This is a genomic window from Pseudomonas sp. TMW22091 (assembly GCF_022496705.1).
Lineage (GTDB): Bacteria > Pseudomonadota > Gammaproteobacteria > Pseudomonadales > Pseudomonadaceae > Aquipseudomonas > Aquipseudomonas saxonica.
In genome coordinates this window covers 240,527-261,660 of the sequence record NZ_SCFI01000006.1, presented here as the reverse complement: position 1 = coordinate 261,660, position 21,134 = coordinate 240,527, and the positions used below count along the sequence as shown (strand labels likewise).

Sequence of the window (21,134 nt, the reverse complement as noted above, 5' to 3'; positions counted from 1 at the left end):
CGTATCGGTTAGACTTGCCGCCTTTCTCTGTATCAAGAAGCCCGTTCATGGCCCAGCCGTCCACGACCTACAAGTTTGAACTCAATCTCACCGATCTCGACCGTAATGTGTACGAAAGCGTAAAGCAGACCATTGCGCGTCACCCTTCGGAAACGGAAGAGCGCATGACCGTGCGCCTTCTGGCGTATGCCCTGTGGTACAACGAACAGCTGTCATTTGGCCGTGGTCTCTCAGATGTTGACGAACCCGCGCTCTGGGAAAAAAGTCTGGATGACCGTGTTCTTCACTGGATCGAAGTGGGCCAGCCCGATGCCGACCGCCTGACCTGGTGTTCGCGTCGTACGGAACGCACCAGCCTGCTGGCCTATGGCAGTTTGCGTGTTTGGGAAGGCAAGGTCATTCCGGCCATCAAAAACCTGAAAAACGTCAATATCGCTGCGGTACCGCAAGAGATTCTTGAGGTATTGGCCAAAGACATGCCCCGCGTTATCAAGTGGGACGTGATGATCAGTGAAGGCACGATTTTCGTGACCGATGATCGCGGTCAGCACGAAGTGCAATTGCAGTGGCTGCAAGGCGACCGCGGTTAAGTAAACGCCCCTTTATTCCTTCAACGAGAAACGCCCACCGCTTATGCGTATTGAACCCCGTCCACTGCCTGAAACCCTGCCTTTTTTGGGCGAAATGCCGACTTTACTGACGCGTCTTTACGCGGCACGGGGTGTGCAGTCGCAAGCTGAACTGGACAAGAGCCTGGCGCGGTTGATCCCGTACCAGCAGCTCAAGGGCATCGACGCCGCGGTGGACTTGCTGGTGGTTGCACTCGAGCAGCGCCAGCGCATTCTTATCGTCGGCGACTTTGACGCCGATGGTGCGACGGCCAGTACGGTAGGCATGCTTGGCTTGCGTTTGCTGGGCGCAGCCCATGTGGATTATCTGGTGCCCAACCGGTTTGAATACGGTTATGGCTTAACGCCAGAAATCGTTGAGGTGGCGCTGACTCGCAAGCCGCAGTTATTGATCACGGTGGACAACGGCATTTCCAGTGTCGAAGGCGTCGCGGCGGCGAAAAAAGCCGGTCTGAGTGTCTTGGTCACCGACCACCACTTGCCGGGTAATGAATTGCCGGCGGCGGATGCCATCGTCAATCCCAACCAGCCGGGTTGCGAGTTTGCGAGCAAGGCGCTGGCCGGGGTGGGGGTGATTTTCTATGTCCTGATTGCCTTGCGTGCACGTTTGAACAGCCTGGGTTGGTATCAAAACAGCAAGGCCCCCAACATTGCCGAGTTGCTTGATCTGGTCGCCTTGGGCAGCGTGGCAGACGTGGTGCCGCTGGATGCCAATAACCGCATTCTGGTGCATCAAGGGCTTGAGCGTATTCGCGCCGGCCGTGCGCGGCCGGGGTTAAAAGCCATTCTGGAAGTGGCCAAGCGCGATCATTCGCGCATCACCTCTACAGACCTTGGCTTTATTCTGGGCCCACGGCTCAATGCCGCTGGTCGGCTCGATGACATGAGTTTAGGCATTGAATGCCTGCTCACGGATGACGCGAATGCCGCGCGAGAAATGGCCGTACAACTGGATGAAATGAACCAGGATCGCAAGTCCATCGAGCAAGGCATGCAGCGTGAAGCGCTGGCCCAGCTCAAGGAACTGCCGATCGACAGCATGCCATTTGGTTTATGCCTGTTTGATCCCGAATGGCACCAAGGGGTGATCGGTATTCTGGCTTCACGCCTTAAAGAGCGCTATTTCCGTCCGACATTTGCGTTTGCCGATGCAGGAGACGGTTTGCTTAAAGGCTCAGGGCGTTCGGTGCCGGGGTTTCACATTCGTGATGCGTTGAGCGTGGTCGCAGCACAACATCCTGACTTGATCGCCAAATATGGTGGCCATGCCATGGCGGCGGGGTTGACCTTGCCAGCGGCGAACTTTGAGGTTTTCTCCCAGGCATTTGACGAAGAAGTGCGTCGTCAGCTGAGCCAGGAAGACCTCACAGGCCGCTTGCTTTCTGATGGCAGCCTGGCCGTCGAGGAGTTTCATCTTGAACTGGCGCGTGCCCTGCGTAATGCCGGGCCTTGGGGGCAGCACTTTCCAGAACCGCTGTTTCATGGTGTGTTCCAGCTCGTAGAGCAACGCATCGTAGGTGAGCGGCATTTGAAAGTCGTTCTCAAAACTGAATGTGGCAGCGTAAAGCTGGACGGTATCGCCTTCGGTATTGACCGCGAAGTGTGGCCCAACCCGACCATCCGCTGGGTAGAACTGGCGTACAAGCTCGATCTCAATGAGTTTCGCGGCAACGAAACCGTGCAACTGATGATTGCCCACATTGAACCCCGCTGACTAAACCTCTCTGTCGTCCTGTAATCGCAGCCTCGTCCGCGACTACAGGTCGATGCTCAGGCGGGTTACTGGCAGTTTCTCCTCGCCTAGGGGCACCTGCCCGCCAGCCCTCTTAATTTGAACCCTGCCTCTTTCAGTGTTGTCGACTAGGCTTCTAGGTAATGCTTGATGCCTGGAGCCTGCCAACTGCAATGAGAGGTGACCCATGAGTCTGCTGCTCGAACCCTATACCCTGCGCCAACTGACCCTTATTAACCGTATTGCCGTTTCACCCATGTGCCAGTATTCCAGCGTTGATGGGCTGGCCAATGATTGGCATCTGGTTCACCTCGGCAGCCGTGCAGTGGGGGGCGCGGGACTGATTTTTACCGAAGCGACCGCTGTCACCCCGGACGGGCGCATCACAGCCCAAGACCTGGGGTTATGGCATGACGATCAAATCGAACCGTTGCAGCGCATCACCCGTTTTATCCGGGCTCAAGGTGCTGTAGCGGGTATTCAGCTAGCCCATGCCGGGCGCAAGGCCAGCACTTATCGCCCCTGGCTGGGCAAGCATGGCAGCGTCAAAGAGGAGGAGGGCGGTTGGGTGCCTGTAGGCCCTTCCCCTATTGCGTTCGACCCTCGCCATACGGTGCCTACGCAGTTGGACGAATCTCAGATCAATGATCTCGTACAGGCCTTTGCCGACGCTGCCAAGCGGGCGCTTGAGGCCGGGTTTTCAGTGGTCGAGGTGCACGCGGCTCACGGCTATCTGTTGCATCAATTCCTCTCGCCCCTGAGTAATCAAAGGCTCGATCAATACGGCGGTTCCTTTGAAAACCGCATTCGTCTGGTGCTGCAAGTCACCGAGGCCGTGCGTGAAGTGTGGCCCGAAGAACTGCCCGTGTTCGTGCGGGTTTCGGCAACCGACTGGGTAGAGGACGGTTGGAACCCTGACGAAACCGTCGAGCTGGCGCGACGCCTCAAAGGCCTTGGGGTTGACCTGATCGATGTCTCTTCGGGCGGCACGGCGGCCAATGCCGAGATTCCTGTCGGGCCTGGCTATCAAACCCGATTCGCCGAACGCGTGCGTAAAGAGTCAGGCATTGCGACGGGTACCGTCGGCATGATCACCGAGCCTGCACAGGCCGAGCACATTCTGCGCACCGGTCAGGCTGATTTGATTTTGCTGGCACGCGAGCTGTTACGTGACCCGTATTGGCCTTTGCACGCAGATGATGACCTTGGGGGACGACAGGCCATTTGGCCGGCCCAGTATCAACGTGCGACCCATCGCGATCAGCCGATTCATGAGTCTGATTTGCGAGATTGAAACAACGTGTTGTTCCCTTCACCCCCTCAAGCAAGAGGTTTCTCATGAACACCATTGGATTGCTCGAACAGTTACTCAAGTCCGGTCAGCAAATGATGCAGGACAAGACCGGCGCTCAAGGCAGCGCTGCAGGTTCTGCGGGTACAGGAGGCCTGGGGGGGCTGGGTGGTTTAGGCGATTTGCTGGGCGGTGCGGGTGGAACCGACCGTTCAGCAGGCGCTGGAGGTTTGGGCGGTTTACTCTCGGGCGCCGGGGGCGGCGCGATGGTTGCCAGCGTTCTGGGCATGTTGCTGGGTCGCAAGGGGGGCAGTGGTCAGGCATTGACCTATGGCGGGTTGGCGGCTTTGGGTTCGCTGGCTTACAAGGCCTATACCAACTGGCAAGCCAATCAGGCTGCGGCCCCTCAGACCGAGCCGCAAACCCTTGACCGCCTGACGTCACCGCAACAAGTTGAGGAACACACGCTGGCCATTCTCAAAGCCATGATCGCGGCCGCCAAGGCGGATGGTCAAATCGATGAACGGGAGGATCAGTTAATTAATGAGCGGTTTAAGCATGAGAGTGGCAACTTCGCCATCAAGCAGTGGCTGGATCAGGAGTTGCAATCGCCACTGGATGCGGCAAGCGTGGCAGCTTATGCGACGGACACGGGCATGGCGGTCGAAATGTACCTTGCCAGTGTGCTGGTCGCTGATGAAGAAAACCCTCAGGAGCGTGTGTATCTGGACGAGTTGGCTACGCACTTGAAGCTCAATTCAGACTTGAAGCTCGCGCTTGAGAAAGAGGTCAGACACTCTGCCGCCGCTTAAGGCAGTACCTGTAGTCGCTGAAGAGGATCGAGGCTGCGATCGGCCCATGTGATCTGGCTTGTGATCTGGCTTTTGATCTGGCTTTTGATCTAGTTTTTGATCTTGATCTGCCGCCCCTTCGGGAGGCCGAATGGAGGTTTCGCGGAGTGGGTCGACCGGCATGGATGCCGGGAGAGCTGCGATCGGGCCATGGATGGCCCGTCGCAGCGTGCCCACGGAGCGGGACCGGAGTGAGGGACACCTGAGCGAAGCGAGGGCCGTACGCGGGGGCGGAAGCGCTTTGGTTACTTTGTCATGGTCCGACACTCGGCTTTTGCAAAGTGACACGCCGTAAGGGCGGAACCCGTAGAAAGTCTTAATACATCCAATGGATATGTACGCAGGCCAATTAAAAGCTTCGAGTACATATCCATTACATGCTTTTAACTGGAATAAAGGTTTCGCCTTTATGGCGAGGTGCTTTAGGCAAACGCCGAGTGTCGACATTCGCGTCGACCCAAAAATCGCGTGGCTACAGCAAAGACAAAGACAAAGACAACTCCTCACGTTGAGTGGCTGCGCGCTTGATTCCAGCCCTCGTTTCTCGTCAGCGTCTACAAGGAGGAAATTACATGTAGGTTTTTTTGCCGAACGCTGTGAGATTGGTCTCAGAGTTCGTGCGAATCATAGAGTACCCTCGGCTATACTCCCCTTCATTTGAATGGCCTCCGAGGATTGACTGTGAAGAACTGGACGTTGCGCCAACGCATTTTGGCGAGCTTTGCGGTGATCATTGCCATCATGTTGTTGATGGTTGTGGCGTCTTACTCACGCTTGTTGTCAATCCAGACCAGCGCAGAAACGGTACGCACCGATTCGATCCCCGGGGTCTACTACAGTTCGATGGTCCGCAGTGCCTGGGTGGACAGTTTTGTACTCACCCTGCAATTGGTCGGTTCGTCCAATCAGCGTGATCTCACCAGCGAAGATCGAAAGCTTTACGCCAGTTATGAAGAACGTCTGAATCGCGAGCTGGAAAACTACCGAGGCACCATCTTCGATAATCAGGATCGGGCCGAGTTCAATGAGTTTGAGCGGCTTCACCAGGTGTTTGGCAAAACCTTGGCTCAAGTACTCCAGTTGTACGAAAACAAGGAGTTTGCCCAGGCCGAGACCCTTGTCAGCGAACAGTTGGCACCCGTATGGGCGAGTGGCCGCAAACAGCTCAACACACTGATTGACAGCAATCGGTCTTCGGCCACCACCGCGAGCGAAAACATCTCCCAAGCCGTGACTGCCGCGAAAGTCAGTATGCTGATTTCGTTGGCAATCGCTGTTCTGGCGGCAGCGCTGTGCGGCTTCCTGTTGTTGCAAGCCATCATGTCGCCCATGAAACGCATCGTGGCGATTCTTGAAGTCATGCGCTCCGGTGATTTGAGTTCGCGTTTGAACCTGGAGCGTAAAGACGAATTCGGCGCCGTAGAAACCGGCTTCAATGACATGATGACCGAACTGACTGCCTTGGTATCGCAAGCCCAGCGCTCCTCGGTACAGGTCACGACGTCAGTCACCGAAATCGCGGCCACCTCCAAGCAGCAACAAGCCACCGCGACCGAAACGGCCGCCACCACCACCGAAATTGGCGCCACCTCACGGGAAATTGCCGCCACGTCCCGCGACCTGGTTCGCACCATGACCGAAGTCACCTCAGCCGCCGATCAAGCTTCAATTTTGGCGGGCTCCGGGCAACAAGGCCTGGCCCGTATGGAAGAAACCATGCATTCGGTCATGGGGGCTGCTGATCTGGTCAACGCCAAGCTGGCGATTCTTAATGAGAAGGCCGGCAACATCAATCAGGTGGTGGTGACCATTGTCAAAGTGGCGGATCAGACCAACCTGCTGTCGCTCAACGCCGCTATCGAAGCGGAAAAAGCGGGTGAATACGGTCGTGGTTTCGCAGTGGTAGCGACCGAAGTTCGACGCTTGGCCGATCAGACCGCCGTGGCGACGTACGACATTGAACAAATGGTGCGTGAAATCCAGTCTGCCGTTTCTGCGGGCGTCATGGGCATGGACAAGTTTTCTGAAGAAGTACGCCGTGGCATGTTCGAAGTGACACAGGTCGGCGAGCAATTGTCGCAAATCATCCACCAGGTTCAGGCCTTGGCTCCGCGCGTGTTGATGGTCAATGAAGGCATGCAGGCCCAGGCTACCGGTGCTGAGCAGATCAATCTGGCCTTGGTGCAATTAGGCGATGCCAGCAGCCAGACCGTCGAGTCCTTGCGTCAGGCCAGCTTTGCGATCGACGAACTCAGTCAGGTCGCGGTGGGACTGCGCAGCGGCGTTTCGCGATTCAAAGTCTGATGAGCGAACCTCTTGCTAAACGCGCAGCCGGGGCAGCGGTAAAAACACGTCTCTTTCTGGTGTTTTACATCGGCGACGAACGTTTTGCCTTACCCGCCACTGATGTAGTGGAAGTGCTGCCGCGTTTGCCGCTCAAACCGGTTGCTCACACGCCAGTCTGGGTGGCCGGGGTTTTTTCGCATCGTGGGCAAATGGTGCCGGTGATTGATATAAGCGCCATGACCTTCGGTCAGGCCTCGGTGGCCCGAACCAGCACCCGGTTGGTGCTGGTCAATTATCGGGGGCAGGTGCTCGGGCTGATGCTCGAACAGGCCAGCGATACAGTGCGCTGTGATCCGGCAGAGTTTCAGCCTTATGGCGTGGATAACCATGACGCGCCCTATCTGGGCCCTGTGCGCAAAGATCATCAAGGCCTGTTGCAATGGCTCAGTGTGGATGACTTGCTGAGTCCGGCCGAGTCTGCGTTGTTGTTTGCCATCGGCCCCGATGATGTCGGCGCGCAGGTGCCCGCATGAGTAGCGATCAACGATTTTTCGATTACCTGAAAAGGCGCATCGGCCTGGACGTGGCATCCGTTGGCCCGGCCATTATCGAACGCGCCGTGCGCCAGCGTTGCACAGCGCTGAAAGTCGCCGATAACGACCTTTACTGGCAGCATTTGATCAGTTCTGAAGACGAGCAGCAGGCACTGATCGAGTCCGTAATCGTGCCGGAAACATGGTTTTTTCGTTACCCGGAATCGTTTGCCACACTGGGCCGACTGGCCAAAAAACGTCTGGCCGAAATGAGCAGCCCTCGCACCCTGCGTATTTTGAGTTTGCCGTGCTCGACGGGCGAAGAGCCGTATTCAATTGTCATGGCGTTGTTTGATGCCGGGTTATCTGCCCACCAGTTCAGTGTTCAGGCGCTGGATGTCAGCCCTCACTCCGTGCAGAAGGCGCAGCGTGCGCGGTACGGCAAAAATTCATTTCGAGGCCAACTGACTGATTTTCGCGAGCGCTATTTCAGCGCCGACGAGGACGGTTACGTCGTGTCTGACCGCGTGCGTGATCAAGTCAGTTTTAACGTGGGTAACTTGCTGGATCCGGCGATTTTGGCCAGTCATGTTCCCTATGACTTTGTGTTCTGCCGCAATCTGCTGATCTATTTTGACCTCAAGACCCAGCAGCAGGCACTGGACGTGCTCAAGCGTCTGACCCGCGATGACGGTGTTTTATTTATTGGCCCGGCAGAAGGCAGTTTGTTGAGCCGTCTGGGAATGCGTTCAATCGGCGCGCCACAGTCGTTTGCTTTTTCTCACAACCCGCAGCCCGAGCCCGCCGCACCCGCACCGTATCTAGTGGCGGCCAAGCCCAAACCCGCTGTGCGCTCAACATCGCCTCTGGCTGCTGTGGCCCCTCGGCCCTTTATTTCGCCTTCCCAAGCCCCTGCCGAACACGCCCCGCGCGCCAAGCCCCACGAGCTGAAATCAGAGCTGGAGCATATCGCCACCTTGGCCAACGAAGGCAAAAGCACGGAGGCGCGCTTGGCCTGTGAGCAATTATTGAAACATCACGGCCCTCACGCGCAGGCATTTTACTGGCTGGGCTTGCTCAGTGACGTCGACGGGCAGGCGGCTCAAGCGCAAACTTATTACCGCAAGGCGTTGTATCTGGAACCCCAGCATTCAGAGGCGTTGGCGCACCTTGCCGCCTTATTGGAATCGCGAGGTGATGTCGCCGGGGCCAAGCGTCTGCAAGAGCGTGCTGTGCGTAGTCGGCTATCTGATCAGAGTGAGGGTAAGCAATGAGCGCGCTATCAGCCCAGAGTTTGATCCACACCGAAGCACTCGCCATTGATGACTGCTGGAACCGCATCGGTATCTATGGCGACAAATCTTGCCCGGTACTGCCCGAACATATTCATTGCCGCAACTGTTCTGTCTACTCGGCCGCCGCGACGCGTTTACTGGATCGCTATTCTTTTGAGCAAGAGCATGTCGAGCAGTACGCCACGCGAGTCGATGAGCGCAAGGTGGCGACGCGATCATTGATGATCTTTCGCCTGGGCGACGAGTGGCTAGGGCTGGCCACACGCTGTCTGGATGAGGTGGCGCCGATGCAACCCATTCATTCACTGCCGCACCAGCGTTCGCGTGCCCTGCAGGGGGTCGCCAACGTGCGGGGAGCGTTGGTGCCGTGCTTGTCGCTGATTGAACTGTTGGGCCTGGACCCTACGCTAGCGGGCCCGACATCGTTACGGGTGATGCCGCGAATGCTGATTCTGGCCGCCCACGGCGGGCCTGTGGTGGTGCCGGTGGATGAGGTGGATGGCATCCATAACATTGAAGAACGCGTGCTCAACGCCGCATCCGCGTCGGGCGAACACGTCAGCGCAAAATACACCCGTGGGGTGTTGCAGTGGAAAACCCGCAGCCTGCGCTGGCTGGATGAAGAGCAACTGCTTGGCGCCATTACCCGGAGCCTGACATGACCCCCGAGCAAATGCGCGATGCCTCGTTGCTTGAACTGTTCAGCCTTGAGGCCGAGGCGCAGACTCAAGTGCTCAGTGCTGGGTTGCTGGCGCTTGAGCGTAACCCGACGCAGGCTGACCAACTGGAAGCCTGCATGCGTGCCGCGCACTCGCTCAAGGGGGCTGCGCGTATCGTCGGTGTCGATGCTGGCGTCAGCGTTTCTCATGTGATGGAAGATTGCCTGGTCAGCGCCCAGGAAGGCCGTTTGTACCTGCAGCCGGAACATATCGATGCCTTGTTGCAGGGCACTGACCTACTAATGCGGATTGCCACGCCCGGCAGTGCCAACGCCGGTCCGCAGGATGTTGACGCCTATGTCGCGCTCATGAACCGGCTGCTGGACCCCAATTCGATCTCGGCACCGGTTACGCCACCTGAGTTCGATGTATCGCAACTCTTGCTGCCACCAACACCGGACGCGCCTGCGGTCGTAGCTCACGAGCCGCCGCAGCAGCCTGAGCCCGCACCCGCCCCGCGCTCCCAACGCCTGACCGAAAGCGGCGAACGCGTTCTACGCGTCACCGCGCAACGGCTTAACAGCCTGCTCGATTTGTCCAGCAAATCATTGGTCGAAACCCAGCGGCTGAAAACCTGGCTGGTCAATTTGCAGCGTATCAAACGCATGCAAGGCAACAGCCTGCGAGCGCTGGACATGCTCAATGAACAGCTCAAGTCGGTGGGTCTGAGCCATGAAGCCGAAGAGGCCTTGATCGAAGCGCGGCGGATACTGGCAGATTCACAGCAGCTGTTCAGTGAGCAGATCGCCGAACTGGACGAATTTAGCTGGCAGGCTGGCCAGCGTGCACAATTGCTCTACGACACCGCTTTGGCGTGTCGCATGCGACCCTTCGCCGATGTGCTGGTCGGGCAGGAGCGCATGGTTCGCGATCTGGGCCGTGCCTTGGGCAAGCAAATTCGCCTGGAAATAGAAGGCGAGAAAACCCAGGTTGATCGCGATGTACTGGAAAAACTCGAAGCGCCTTTGACCCATCTACTGCGCAATGCCGCTGACCATGGCATCGAAACACCTGAGCAGCGCCTGTTGGCCGGTAAACCCGCAGAAGGTGTGATTCGCCTGCGCATTTCACATCAAGCGGGATTGTTGGTGCTGGACCTGAGTGATGACGGGGCGGGTGTCGACCTTGACCGTTTACGCAGCGCTATTGTCGCGCGCCAATTGTCGACCGCTGAAACCGTGGCGCAGTTGAGCGAAGAAGAATTGCTCAGCTTTCTGTTTTTACCGGGTTTTAGCCTGCGCGACACCGTCACCGAGGTCTCGGGGCGAGGTGTCGGGCTGGATGCTGTCCAGCACATGGTGCGCTTGCTTCGGGGGGCCATCGTGCTGGAGCAGACCTCGTCGCAGGGCAGCCGTTTTCATCTGGAAGTACCGCTGACGTTGTCGGTGGTGCGCAGCCTGGTGGTTGAGGTGGCGGATGAAGCCTATGCCTTCCCGTTGGCGCATATCGAGCGCATGTGTGAGCTGCAATCGGATGACATCGTCCAGCTCGAAGGGCGTCAACACTTCTGGTATGAAGGCCGGCACGTAGGGCTGGTCGCTGCCAGTCAATTGCTCCAGCGTCCACCGGCTCAAGGCGATGACGAAACCCTCAAAGTCGTGGTCATTCGCGAGCGCGATGCGGTCTACGGTGTGGCGGTCGACCGGTTTATCGGTGAGCGCACCCTGGTGGTATTGCCTCTCGATCATCGTCTGGGCAAGGTGCAGGATATTTCGGCCGGAGCCTTGCTCGACGATGGCTCTGCTGTACTGATCGTGGATGTCGAAGACATGCTGCGTTCGGTGGACAAGTTACTCAATACGGGGCGTCTGGAACGCATCGATCGACGTCATCGACAGGCTGCCGAGTTGACGCGCAAGCGCATTCTGGTCGTGGACGACTCGCTGACCGTTCGCGAATTGCAGCGCAAGCTATTGATCAATCGCGGTTATGACGTGGCGGTGGCGGTGGACGGCATGGACGGTTGGAATGCGTTGCGCGCCGAACACTTTGATTTGTTGATTACAGACATCGACATGCCGCGTATGGACGGCATCGAGTTGGTCACGTTGTTGCGCCGTGATAATCGCCTGCAATCCATGCCAGTCATGGTGGTTTCTTATAAAGATCGTGAAGAAGACCGTCGGCGAGGCCTGGACGCAGGCGCCGACTATTATCTAGCCAAAGCCAGTTTCCATGACGATGCCCTGCTCGATGCAGTGGTTGAACTCATTGGAGGAGCCCAGACATGAGAATCGCCATCGTCAACGACGTGCCCATGGCCGTTGAAGCGTTACGCCGGGCGGTGGCCTTTGAGCCGGCACATGACATTGTTTGGGTCGCCAGCAATGGGGCGGAGGCCGTTCGGCTGTGTGCTGAAAACACTCCGGATTTGATCTTGATGGACCTGATCATGCCCATCATGGACGGGGTAGAGGCCACGCGCCGGATCATGGCCGAAAGCCCATGTGCGATTGTGATTGTGACCATTGACCGGCAACAGAATGTGCATCGAGTCTTCGAAGCCATGGGCTTTGGTGCGCTGGATGTGGTCGACACACCGGTGTTGGGGGGGAGCAATCCTAAAGAAGCGGCTGCACCCTTGCTGCGCAAAATTCTCAACATTGGCTGGCTGATAGGCCAAAGCGAAAAACGGGTCAAAACGGTGTCGGCGCACCCTCGTGTGCTGGACGCTTGCGAACGGTTAGTTGCCATTGGCTCGTCTGCCGGCGGCCCGGCGGCGCTCGAAAGCTTGCTTAAAGGGTTACCCAAAGACTTTAACGCCGCCATCGTGCTGGTTCAGCATGTCGATCAGGTTTTTGCTGCCGGCATGGCTGAATGGCTAGGCTCGTCGTGCGGCCTCGATGTTCGTTTGGCCCGCGATGGTGAAGCGCCGCAACAGGGAGTTGTATTGCTGGCCGGTACCAACCACCACATCCGCTTATTGAAGAACGGGACGCTGGCGTACACCGCAGAGCCGGTTAACGAAATTTATCGACCCTCGATCGATGTTTTTTTTGAAAGTGTTGCCCAGTATTGGAACGGTAACGCGGTTGGCGTGTTATTGACCGGCATGGGGCGCGACGGCGCACAAGGTCTCAAGCTGATGCGCGAGCAGGGTTTCCTCACGATCGCTCAAGATCAGCAAAGCAGCTCTGTGTATGGCATGCCCAAAGCAGCGGCAGCCATTGATGCTGCGGTAGAAATTCGCCCTTTGGGCAACATTGCGTCACGCCTGCAGGAGGTATTCGGCAAATGACTGACAAAACTCGGCAGGACTGGCTGGAGACTAGTAATTCAGGTGAGCGCATGAGCGATTTACAGTTGGACGACACTAAAACTGACGAAAATTCCGCCATGGTGTTGCTGGTAGACGATCAGGCGATGATCGGTGAAGCCGTGCGTCGTGGGCTGGCACTTGAGCAAAATATCGATTTTCACTTCTGCTCTGACCCTCACCAAGCTATCGCACAAGCGATCCGGATAAAGCCAACCGTTATCTTGCAGGATCTGGTCATGCCGGGCCTGGACGGGCTGACCCTGGTGCGCGAATACCGCAACCACCCGGCCACGCAGAACATTCCGATTATCGTGCTCTCAACCAAGGAAGATCCGCTGATCAAAAGTGCTGCGTTTGCGGCAGGCGCCAATGATTACTTGGTAAAACTGCCCGACAACATCGAATTAGTCGCGCGTATTCGCTATCACTCTCGCTCTTATACGACCTTGTTGCAGCGTGATGCGGCTTATCGCGCACTGCGCGTCAGCCAGCAACAACTGCTGGACACTAATCTGGTTCTGCAACGATTGATGAACTCTGATGGCCTGACCGGGCTGTCCAATCGTCGACATTTTGATGAGTACCTGGAGCTGGAGTGGCGCCGCGCCATGCGCGAGCAAACGCAGATGTCGTTATTGATGATTGATGTCGACTACTTCAAGTCATTCAACGACACGTTTGGTCATCTGGAGGGCGATGAGGCGCTGCGAAAAGTCGCGTCAGCGATCCGTGAAGCCAGTTGTCGCCCTTCGGACCTGCCGGCCCGTTATGGCGGGGAAGAGTTTGCCCTCGTACTGCCTAACACCTCTCAGGGCGGCGCTCGCTTGGTTGCTGAAAAACTGCGTCAGGCTGTAGAAGCGTTGAAAATTCAGCATATCTCCCCGACTGAAGGCTGCTACCTGACTATCAGCATTGGCTTGTCGACCGTGACCCCGCAGCAGGGAAGCAGTTGTCGTGAGCTGATTTCAGCCGCAGACAAGGGCCTGTACCTGGCCAAGAAAAACGGGCGTAACCGGGTAGGGCTTGAGTAACGACGCCAAAACACACGGTTGGCAGGTACTGTCGAGGCTCGAAGGCTGCGATCTTTTGGGTTTTAAAAGCAAAAGATCTCAGCCTCTGGCAGCGCCTGCGAGGTCGCCTCTTTAAACAGGCGACGCCCTATCCAGCATCGAATCCACCACCGCACGGGCCATTTCGAGCGAGTGCACCTCAGCTCAGTGATCATCACTGGTCTGCTTGGCGCATAACAGCAACACAGGCATCAAGGTGGCGTGATGACTGGTTTTCCATATAAGTGGAAAAAATAAATAAACATGATAAGCGTGATGCCCAGTCCTAAGCCTTTGAGGAGACCGTCAGGGCCGAAAATTAAGAGGGCAGCGGTGGCAATTACAATGATGAGGATCGTTGTAATGACTTCGACCAAGAGGAAGAAGTCTATAGCTTCAGCGTCAGATGTAACTTTCAAAATTGAATTCGTCGAGAGCCTCATTAAAACTAATCCAATGATCACGCCTGAAAAGCTAAAGGCCGTCAGTGCATAAAATAAGCTAAGGTCGGAGGTGCTGAACACTAACCAGAGGGAGCTTGAAAGTGTCATGCTGAAAAAAAGTAAAGATAATGATTTGGCCAGTGATTTGTCCGCGAGTCTTATGAGTATCCTGCCTCCAACAATGACGGAAATAAAATACAGAGTGAGTGCAATCATTGAGCTGCCTAACCACGATAAAAACTCGGGTAGTTTTAAGTAGTGTTTGTATTGGTAAAGCAGCCCAATCGCGTACATTAGGATAACTGATTCGAACAAATTCCCGGTTAAAAATCCATAAAAGGCAGTCGTGTTTCGTTGGTAAACCATGAGCAATCTACGGAGTGAGAGAATGTGGATGTTTTGTTTTTTTGTATAGGCGCCATGGATATGTTTAAGGTCGTGATGAGCGTAAAAAAGTTGAATGGATCTGCACAAGATGATCGTTGAAAAAATCATCGCTGCTGCGTGAGATGAACGCCAAAAGCTCAATGTATAACTGGCTAAAAGTAACAGGATGAAAGGTAATAGAAGACGTAGGGTCAAAAAACTAAAGGCGATAGTTGCATAATTCGCGCTTTCCCCTGTCAAGGTTAAATGGACTCTGTTATACGTGGGGCGAAATGTAGATTTCAGACACCCTGTGCCGATAGCATCAAGAATAAACGCCATCACTAAGAAACACCATGTGAGAGTCATCATGTCTTGGTAAGATAAACAAAAGCCTATCAGGAAGCTTATCGCGCTGCCCAGCTTAAGCGCGAACCCCATTAGCATAGCTTTGGCCATGCCGATATAAAAATTTAATGCGGCACCTGCGTAAAACTCTAACGACGCCGAAATGATGAGTTGTAATAATAGCGCCATCTCTAGTGCGTGAGCGCCCAGCTGTGAATTAGTCGCAATAAGAGCAAGTTCCAGAATGGTGACAGCCATGGCGACGCCGCAATACATCGCGTCAGACCGGGCAATGATTCGGGTGGCCTGTATCATGATAGTAATTTATATGTTGTCCCCGGCTCGGGGATTAGTTGTTGGTATAAGAATGCTGGTGCTGAGGCTCTGCCATAGAATAATAAACTAATATAGAAGGACTCAAGGTCATAGGGTAATTTTAAATATCGACCTTTGGTGGGCCGTTCAGTTGTGTAAGAAATAGAAAGGCGAATCTGCGTGTTTAGGGCGTCTTCATACTCAAGAAGCTCTGCAAAGAAGGGGTTGCTCAAAAGAGTGACTGATTCTTGAAAAAGCTTCTGGGCCCCCATGGCTATATTACTGCAATGACGTGCGCGCCAGGGGAATTGCTCGAAAACTTGAGTCAGTAAGTGGGTTTGGTCAAAAGCCAGTATGTAAGGAACTGAGTATGGCCATCGGCGGTAAATGTGTCGAGTAATATCCAGAAATCTTCGTGTGCTTTCGAAAAGAAGATGCGGGTCTTGAGGCGAATGAGCGACTGAAGGTCTGATATTCTCAAGCCTGTATATTTTGCTGAGTAGTTCAGTGGTTTTGCTTATTGATTTACTCATGATAAAGAAAGTCTTTTAATAAAGTCGATACAAGGTTGATGTTTTTCTCTTCCGTTGAAGCTGTCGATCCTTCCATTTCAAGTAATACGCTGAACGTATTATGGGCTTGCCCAACGGACTGTTTTAAAAGATCTAGAGCAGGCGCTTTAAATTCATCGGCATGTTGGTCTAACCAAACGGGTATACGGTTCCAGTGCCAGGATTTTACGCCGGATATGTGCACTGTTTTTATGAGGTTCCAAAGCTCGTGGCGGGGAGGGCTGCTAGCAGATAATAGATTTTGGCTTTTGCAATACCCCATGTAATGACCTACATCAAAAGCCATTTGGCATTTTGATCGGGTGCATATTTCATAATAATAGTCCCAAAAATTGAGGTGCCCAGCTTCATAGTAGATGGGAGGGTTTTCAATAGTGATTGGTAATTCTAAAACTTCCGAAGTCTCTATAATGTTTCTTGTTGTTAAGTGCAGAGAGGCTTCATTCATGACCGGGTTTAACTGATGTGCGCCTAGAAATAATTTTCCGGAACGCCACAGCCCCATATCTTCCTCGATGTATAAGACAGGCCAAAGTTTAAGGTTTTCTTTTAATAATTTAAGTTCTGCAATATTGAGTCGTCCAGAAAAGTTAATATCCGTAGGGTGCGCCGATAAGCTGATATTGTGATTTTTTAAAAAATCGATAAGCGTTTCATCCAGTGTGTCCCAAGGTCTTAACCCTAGGCTGAAGTGGTGGATGTTATGAAAAGGATGATTATGTCCTTGTGTAACTGCATTGGCAATGCTGGCTAATTTTTTTATGTCACCGCTAATGCCTAACCGCATGGTGTTGGTACGCATGCGCTTACCCTCTTTTATTTAAGTTATGAAATTTTACTGATGAGCTCTCCGCTACGCCCTCCGACACCCGTTGAGCCTGTCTCTATTGTTTTGTTTTCGATAACGGCATCTCCTTTGCCAAGTAAAAGACTATTTATGTGCTGCGTGTAGATTGAAAACTGAGGGACAATAGTTTCAATAGAAGTATGGTTTTTAGCATGTGCTAATCCCCATAGAACGATGAAGGGCATGTGCCTTAAATAAATATTCATCAGTGATAGTTGTGCGTTGAGTTCTTTGTTTTTTGATTGCGAAAGCACCCTTAAGTTGTACGATATAGCAGCTTCCAATTTTCCTAGCCAAGGCTTGGCGAAGTCATCTATGAACGAGGAATAAATTTTCTTTACGTCGTAGTGATCGATGTAGTCTCTGGTGAACGGTAGCTTATCGAGCGTAAGCTCTTGACCAATACTTTTTTCCAAATTGTGTCTTACCGGTGTGCCAGGATAAAGCATCATAATATTGAAATAGTGGTCAAATGATTCATGCTCAGTGACACCTGCACGGACAAGAAAGATAAGATTTTCTATGATTTCTTGTCGTTTTTGGTCATGGTAAAACATTATAAAATCCAAACCGATGTCAATACTGTTTAGCTGTAATGCTTTAATGGCATCGATATTGTTTTGCACGCTAACACGTTTGTTCATGTAGTCCAGCTGTGATTGGGAACCTGCTTCTATACCCATTTCAACCAGACGTAAACCCTGAAGTACGAGTGTCGGGAGTTCGTTTCTTATTTTTAAAAGATAACCTACGGTGGACGAGCTGCTCCAGGTAAGTGTGCCGCCCCTTAACCGGTTCAAGCCTCTGGAGAACGACAAAACTCTTTCTTTTTTTACAAAAAAATTGGCATCCATTATGTAGACATGTTGAAAGTCATAAGTGTGTAGAGCTTCTTCAATCCATGAAACAAGTGTCTCAGCTTGAATGGCACGCCATTTGGGACCCTCTTTATCCGCAGCAACAATCGCGCAGAAAGAACAGCTTAATGGGCAACCACGACTACTCGTGAGTGCGATGGCCCTTCGTTTTTTTCCATCCCGACGATCTGTGAAGTAAAGGTTTTGTAAACGTTCAGAATGGTACTCTAATAATGGGTTCTCCCACTCGTTAGGCGGGAGTTGTAATTGTCTATCTGAACTTCTTTTTATCTGGCCTTTCGAGTTGATCCACACTGCATTCGGTATGTGTTCTGCCCAGTTGTCGTATTCTACGGATTTTTTTGAAGGGGGTAAGGTATCGAAGTGTTCTATAAGCAGCCGGGTTGGATATTCGCCTTCACCTTGAATGGCCAGTTTGAATAGGGGGTGACTTCTAATCAAAAAATCCTCTGCGGCAAGGCTGATGTGCGGCCCTCCACAAAATATAAAACTCTCAGGGAGTGAATGTTGAATCGTATGCCCCCAATGAATAGCTGCACAGACGTGGCTGCTATAAATAGAAATGCCAATGAGGTCAGGTTTCCATAGAATGAGATCGTCGAGCTGTTCTGTATCAGAGCTTTCGAGGTTGGAGTAATCAAATATCTTTATGGCACTTTTCTGTTTTATATTTTTCTTGATGTACGCAGATATGTTCTGTAGGCCTAATGGCATTATCCTCTGCGGACCTTCTTCATAGGGTAGGGCAACCAAGGCGATTTTTAATTCAGGCGTGAACCTGCCAGAGTCACTCGTGGAGGGTTGAAAAATCGATGATACTTTGTTCATAAGTTTTACCATCGCCATCTGAAAAGGGGGCAGTAAAAAACGCAGGATATTGATCGATCATTCGTTTGGCTTCAGTCGGATGGTTGAGTGCGTTTAAAAATGTTTTCTTGTTTATTTTTAATAAGTGGTTGCCGTTGTGAAAAAAACAAAATCCTAAGTTTGAATACGAAAAGACTTCCTTTTTCAAGTTTAAGAGCATGGCATGTCTCCTTGTGCGAACCTTGCTAGAGCAAGGTTCGCATCGCAGGTGATTTAAAACTCTGGAGAGGTCTTTCCGCCGACAGCGTCATAGTCAGTTTCTACAAGTGCTGTAAGGGTTTCAATCTCCGAGGCCACGTCTTCGAGAATTTCAATATCGTCTTCTGTGTTCATAATGAGCTACTCCTTATATTGAGTGCGAAGTAAGTGATGCGCGTTTAAACGCGAGTGTGTCTAGCGTTCGTATTTTTATAGTTTTGTATTTCTTGAATGTCAAACGAGTATTTTTTATAGGGTGAAGCTTTTGTAGTTCTGATTGTAAGATGTTTCTTTTGAGCTTGTAGGAGATAACTTGCATTAGGTTTGGTTGTTTTTTTTAATCAGTTGATAGAAAAGGACTTATTAAAAGCGTGAAGTTTTTTTAGTAAATGACGTTCTCGATGCTTGTTTTTTTAAAAGTCTGAATATTTTCTTAAGTCGGACGAACGGTGGTTTTAGGGTGAGTTTTTTTGTTGTCGTCGTGAAATGCCCGCTAATGAGAAGTCCGTCAAGCCTGAACTAAAAGAAGCTGACGGACTCTTTCCCTGAACTGCTTGCCATCGTTGCCAGTGGCTTGGCTAATCAGTCCATGGAATCGGGTCTATAGAGCGTGATGCTGTGAACCCTCCAGCATCGAATCCACCACCGCACGGGCCATTTCGACCGAGTGCACCATCGACCAGATCAATCCGCGCTCCACACCACTGCCCAGTTCTGTGATTTCATCACTGGTCTGTTCTGCGCATAACAGCAACAGCGACACATGCATCAAGGCGTCGTGAGCACTGATTCCGGCACGCAGGCTGAACATGGGTTGTAAGGTCGAATCCACAGGGCCAAAGGCGCGATGACTAGTGTTGGGCAGGGTTGAATCGAGTTGGGGGGAAGAGGCGTTAAGGGCTGTGAGGATGCGTTGTTGAGTGATTTGGAGTGCTTCGGTGGTAGGGAGCTGAGAGTCTGGCCTTTTCATAAGTTGTCACTTTTCCTTTAGCAAATTTAGAAAAGCTGCTTTATCCACTTCCACATGGATAGGTGGCAGCTGTGCGCAGGTGTGGAAGACCGGGCTAAAGAACCGGCGCACCCGAAGATGCCCTACGCACAACCGCCATAACTCGAACTCGATAAACAAAGTTCAATCAGGTTAATGCGCCTTTAACACCGGACTTCCACATCCGTCCGTTGAAGATTCAACGAAGGGCGCAGACTAAACCCCGATTTTGCCAAGGCGCAAGCGACTCACGAGCGGGGGCAATCTTCTAGGAAGTGTCCTGCATTGGGAAGTGGAAATTGCTGACGGAATGCGTCAAAAAGCTATCGTCACGCAGCTGAACGTAGCCTCGCAACGCTCGGTAAATGCTACGGGTTCAGCGTGCACTGCACCTCTTTAGGTTCAGGCTTGCTCGCGATCTTTTGAGCTTCACCGCACCGGATAGGAACATCAATCAAATCAACACCCGTCCCCCCGCCAAGCGGGCTGCTGATAAGCAACGTTTACGGTATACTCCCCGGCTTTGTAAAAATCGCCTACGAGTGCCGCCAGTCATGGAAATCAACCCGATCCTTAACAGCATCAAGGACCTGTCAGAGCGCTCCGAAACTATTCGGGGGTATCTTTGACTACGATCAAAAGCATGAGCGTCTGACCGAAGTCAATCGCGAGCTTGAAGATCCGAGTGTCTGGAACAACCCTTCTTATGCCCAGGAACTGGGGCGCGAGCGCTCCTTGCTGGCGCAAATCGTTGAAACCCTCGATGAGATGCACACCGGTCTGGCAGACGCCAAAGACCTGTTGCTGATGGCCGCCGAGGAAGAAGATCAGGCCGCTGTGGATGACGTTGCCGCTGAGGTAGAACGTCTGCGCGAAGCCCTTGAAAAACTCGAATTCCGCCGCATGTTTAGCGGTGAAATGGATGCCAACAACGCTTACCTGGACATCCAGGCAGGTTCCGGTGGCACCGAAGCGCAAGACTGGGCCAATATCCTGTTGCGGATGTATTTGCGCTGGGCCGACAAGCGCGGCTTCGATGCCACCATCATGGAATTGTCCGCCGGTGAAGTCGCCGGTATCAAAGGTGCAACCGTCCATATCAAAGGCGAATACGCGTTTGGTTGGTTGCGCACCGAAATTGGCGTCCATCGTCTGGTTCGTAAAAGCCCGTACGACTCGGGTAACCGTCGTCACACCTCGTTCTCGGCCGTGTTTGTTTCGCCGGAAATCGACGACAACATCGAAATCGACATCAACCCGTCTGACCTGCGGATCGACACCTATCGCTCCTCCGGTGCAGGTGGTCAGCACGTAAACACCACTGACTCGGCCGTGCGTATTACTCACGTTCCGACCAACACCGTGGTGAGCTGCCAGAACGAACGTTCGCAGCATGCAAACAAAGACACCGCCATGAAAATGTTGCGTGCACGTCTTTATGAGCAAGAAGTGCAGAAGCGCAATGCAGCTTCTCAAGCACTGGAAGACACCAAAAGTGATATCGGCTGGGGGCATCAGATCCGCTCTTATGTTCTCGACGCCTCGCGCATCAAAGATTTGCGTACCAATATTGAGCGCAGCGATTGCGACAAGGTTCTCGATGGCGACATCGACGAGTACCTGGTAGCCAGCCTGAAACAAGGGCTGTAAGTCGCGCAACACCTTCAA

General features: G+C 53.2%; 17 protein-coding genes. 12 read left to right on the top strand and 5 right to left on the bottom strand.

What is annotated here, in order from left to right:
• The first annotated feature begins 47 nt into the window (after window positions 1-47).
• The 11 genes from EQV93_RS14040 (at window position 48) to EQV93_RS13990 (ending at window position 13,626) form a co-directional block, all read left to right on the top strand.
• On the top strand, window positions 48-590 hold the full coding sequence (locus tag EQV93_RS14040) for a YaeQ family protein (protein ID WP_122782471.1): 543 nt from the start codon (window positions 48-50) through the stop codon (window positions 588-590).
• A 43-nt stretch (window positions 591-633) separates the two neighbouring features.
• Window positions 634-2,343 carry a single-stranded-DNA-specific exonuclease RecJ gene (recJ, locus tag EQV93_RS14035; RefSeq protein ID WP_240891772.1) on the top strand — a complete coding sequence of 570 codons (1,710 nt, stop codon included), beginning with the start codon at window positions 634-636 and terminating at the stop codon, window positions 2,341-2,343.
• Window positions 2,344-2,548: 205 nt separating this feature from the next.
• The gene (locus EQV93_RS14030) at window positions 2,549-3,655 is read left to right on the top strand and encodes an NADH:flavin oxidoreductase/NADH oxidase (RefSeq protein ID WP_146426453.1); all 1,107 of its coding nucleotides are present in this window, start codon (window positions 2,549-2,551) and stop codon (window positions 3,653-3,655) included.
• A gap of 44 nt (window positions 3,656-3,699) precedes the next feature.
• Window positions 3,700-4,464 carry a tellurite resistance TerB family protein gene (locus EQV93_RS14025; protein ID WP_240891771.1) on the top strand — a complete coding sequence of 255 codons (765 nt, stop codon included), beginning with the start codon at window positions 3,700-3,702 and terminating at the stop codon, window positions 4,462-4,464.
• Between the two features lie 720 nt (window positions 4,465-5,184).
• Entirely contained in the window at window positions 5,185-6,807 is a 1,623-nt protein-coding gene (locus tag EQV93_RS14020) for a methyl-accepting chemotaxis protein (protein WP_240891770.1), read from the top strand.
• The gene (locus EQV93_RS14015) at window positions 6,807-7,322 is read left to right on the top strand and encodes a chemotaxis protein CheW (RefSeq protein ID WP_122782466.1); all 516 of its coding nucleotides are present in this window, start codon (window positions 6,807-6,809) and stop codon (window positions 7,320-7,322) included. Before EQV93_RS14020 ends, EQV93_RS14015 begins: the two co-directional genes overlap by 1 nt.
• Entirely contained in the window at window positions 7,319-8,596 is a 1,278-nt protein-coding gene (locus EQV93_RS14010) for a protein-glutamate O-methyltransferase CheR (protein ID WP_240891769.1), read from the top strand. The genes EQV93_RS14015 and EQV93_RS14010 overlap by 4 nt, the downstream gene beginning before the upstream one ends.
• Window positions 8,593-9,279, top strand: coding sequence for a chemotaxis protein CheW (locus EQV93_RS14005; RefSeq protein WP_122782464.1), 687 nt, complete (start codon window positions 8,593-8,595; stop codon window positions 9,277-9,279). Before EQV93_RS14010 ends, EQV93_RS14005 begins: the two co-directional genes overlap by 4 nt.
• Window positions 9,276-11,567, top strand: coding sequence for a hybrid sensor histidine kinase/response regulator (locus EQV93_RS14000; RefSeq protein WP_240891768.1), 2,292 nt, complete (start codon window positions 9,276-9,278; stop codon window positions 11,565-11,567). The genes EQV93_RS14005 and EQV93_RS14000 overlap by 4 nt, the downstream gene beginning before the upstream one ends.
• Window positions 11,564-12,574, top strand: a complete 1,011-nt coding sequence (locus EQV93_RS13995; protein ID WP_240891767.1) for a chemotaxis response regulator protein-glutamate methylesterase — start codon at window positions 11,564-11,566, stop codon at window positions 12,572-12,574. The genes EQV93_RS14000 and EQV93_RS13995 overlap by 4 nt, the downstream gene beginning before the upstream one ends.
• Window positions 12,575-12,624: 50 nt before the next feature.
• Window positions 12,625-13,626: a response regulator gene (locus tag EQV93_RS13990; RefSeq protein ID WP_122782532.1), complete on the top strand. Its 1,002-nt coding sequence runs from the start codon at window positions 12,625-12,627 to the stop codon at window positions 13,624-13,626.
• Window positions 13,627-13,856: 230 nt separating this feature from the next.
• Here the strand turns inward: EQV93_RS13990 and EQV93_RS13985 are convergent, their stop codons facing one another.
• The 5 genes from EQV93_RS13985 to EQV93_RS13965 form a co-directional block, all read right to left on the bottom strand.
• Window positions 13,857-15,059 (bottom strand): hypothetical protein, encoded by a 1,203-nt coding sequence (locus EQV93_RS13985; protein WP_240891766.1) that lies wholly within the window; start codon window positions 15,057-15,059, stop codon window positions 13,857-13,859.
• Between the two features lie 582 nt (window positions 15,060-15,641).
• Window positions 15,642-16,490 carry a multinuclear nonheme iron-dependent oxidase gene (locus EQV93_RS13980; protein ID WP_240891765.1) on the bottom strand — a complete coding sequence of 283 codons (849 nt, stop codon included), beginning with the start codon at window positions 16,488-16,490 and terminating at the stop codon, window positions 15,642-15,644.
• A gap of 23 nt (window positions 16,491-16,513) precedes the next feature.
• Window positions 16,514-18,241 (bottom strand): B12-binding domain-containing radical SAM protein, encoded by a 1,728-nt coding sequence (locus EQV93_RS13975; RefSeq protein ID WP_240891764.1) that lies wholly within the window; start codon window positions 18,239-18,241, stop codon window positions 16,514-16,516.
• A complete protein-coding gene (locus tag EQV93_RS13970) occupies window positions 18,201-18,440 on the bottom strand; it encodes a hypothetical protein (RefSeq protein WP_240891763.1) in 240 nt (79 codons plus the stop codon). The genes EQV93_RS13975 and EQV93_RS13970 overlap by 41 nt, the downstream gene beginning before the upstream one ends.
• Before the next feature lie 639 nt (window positions 18,441-19,079).
• Complete coding sequence (locus EQV93_RS13965; protein WP_240891762.1) at window positions 19,080-19,448, bottom strand: DUF3077 domain-containing protein; 369 nt, start codon at window positions 19,446-19,448, stop codon at window positions 19,080-19,082.
• A 572-nt stretch (window positions 19,449-20,020) separates the two neighbouring features.
• Between EQV93_RS13965 and prfB the strand changes: the two genes are divergently transcribed.
• Window positions 20,021-21,116, top strand: a protein-coding gene (prfB, locus tag EQV93_RS13960; RefSeq protein WP_122782459.1) for a peptide chain release factor 2 whose coding sequence is annotated in 2 segments (ribosomal slippage) — window positions 20,021-20,092 and window positions 20,094-21,116 — 1,095 coding nt in all. Because the reading frame shifts where the segments join, the coding sequence is not laid out codon by codon here.
• Window positions 21,117-21,134 lie beyond the last annotated feature (18 nt).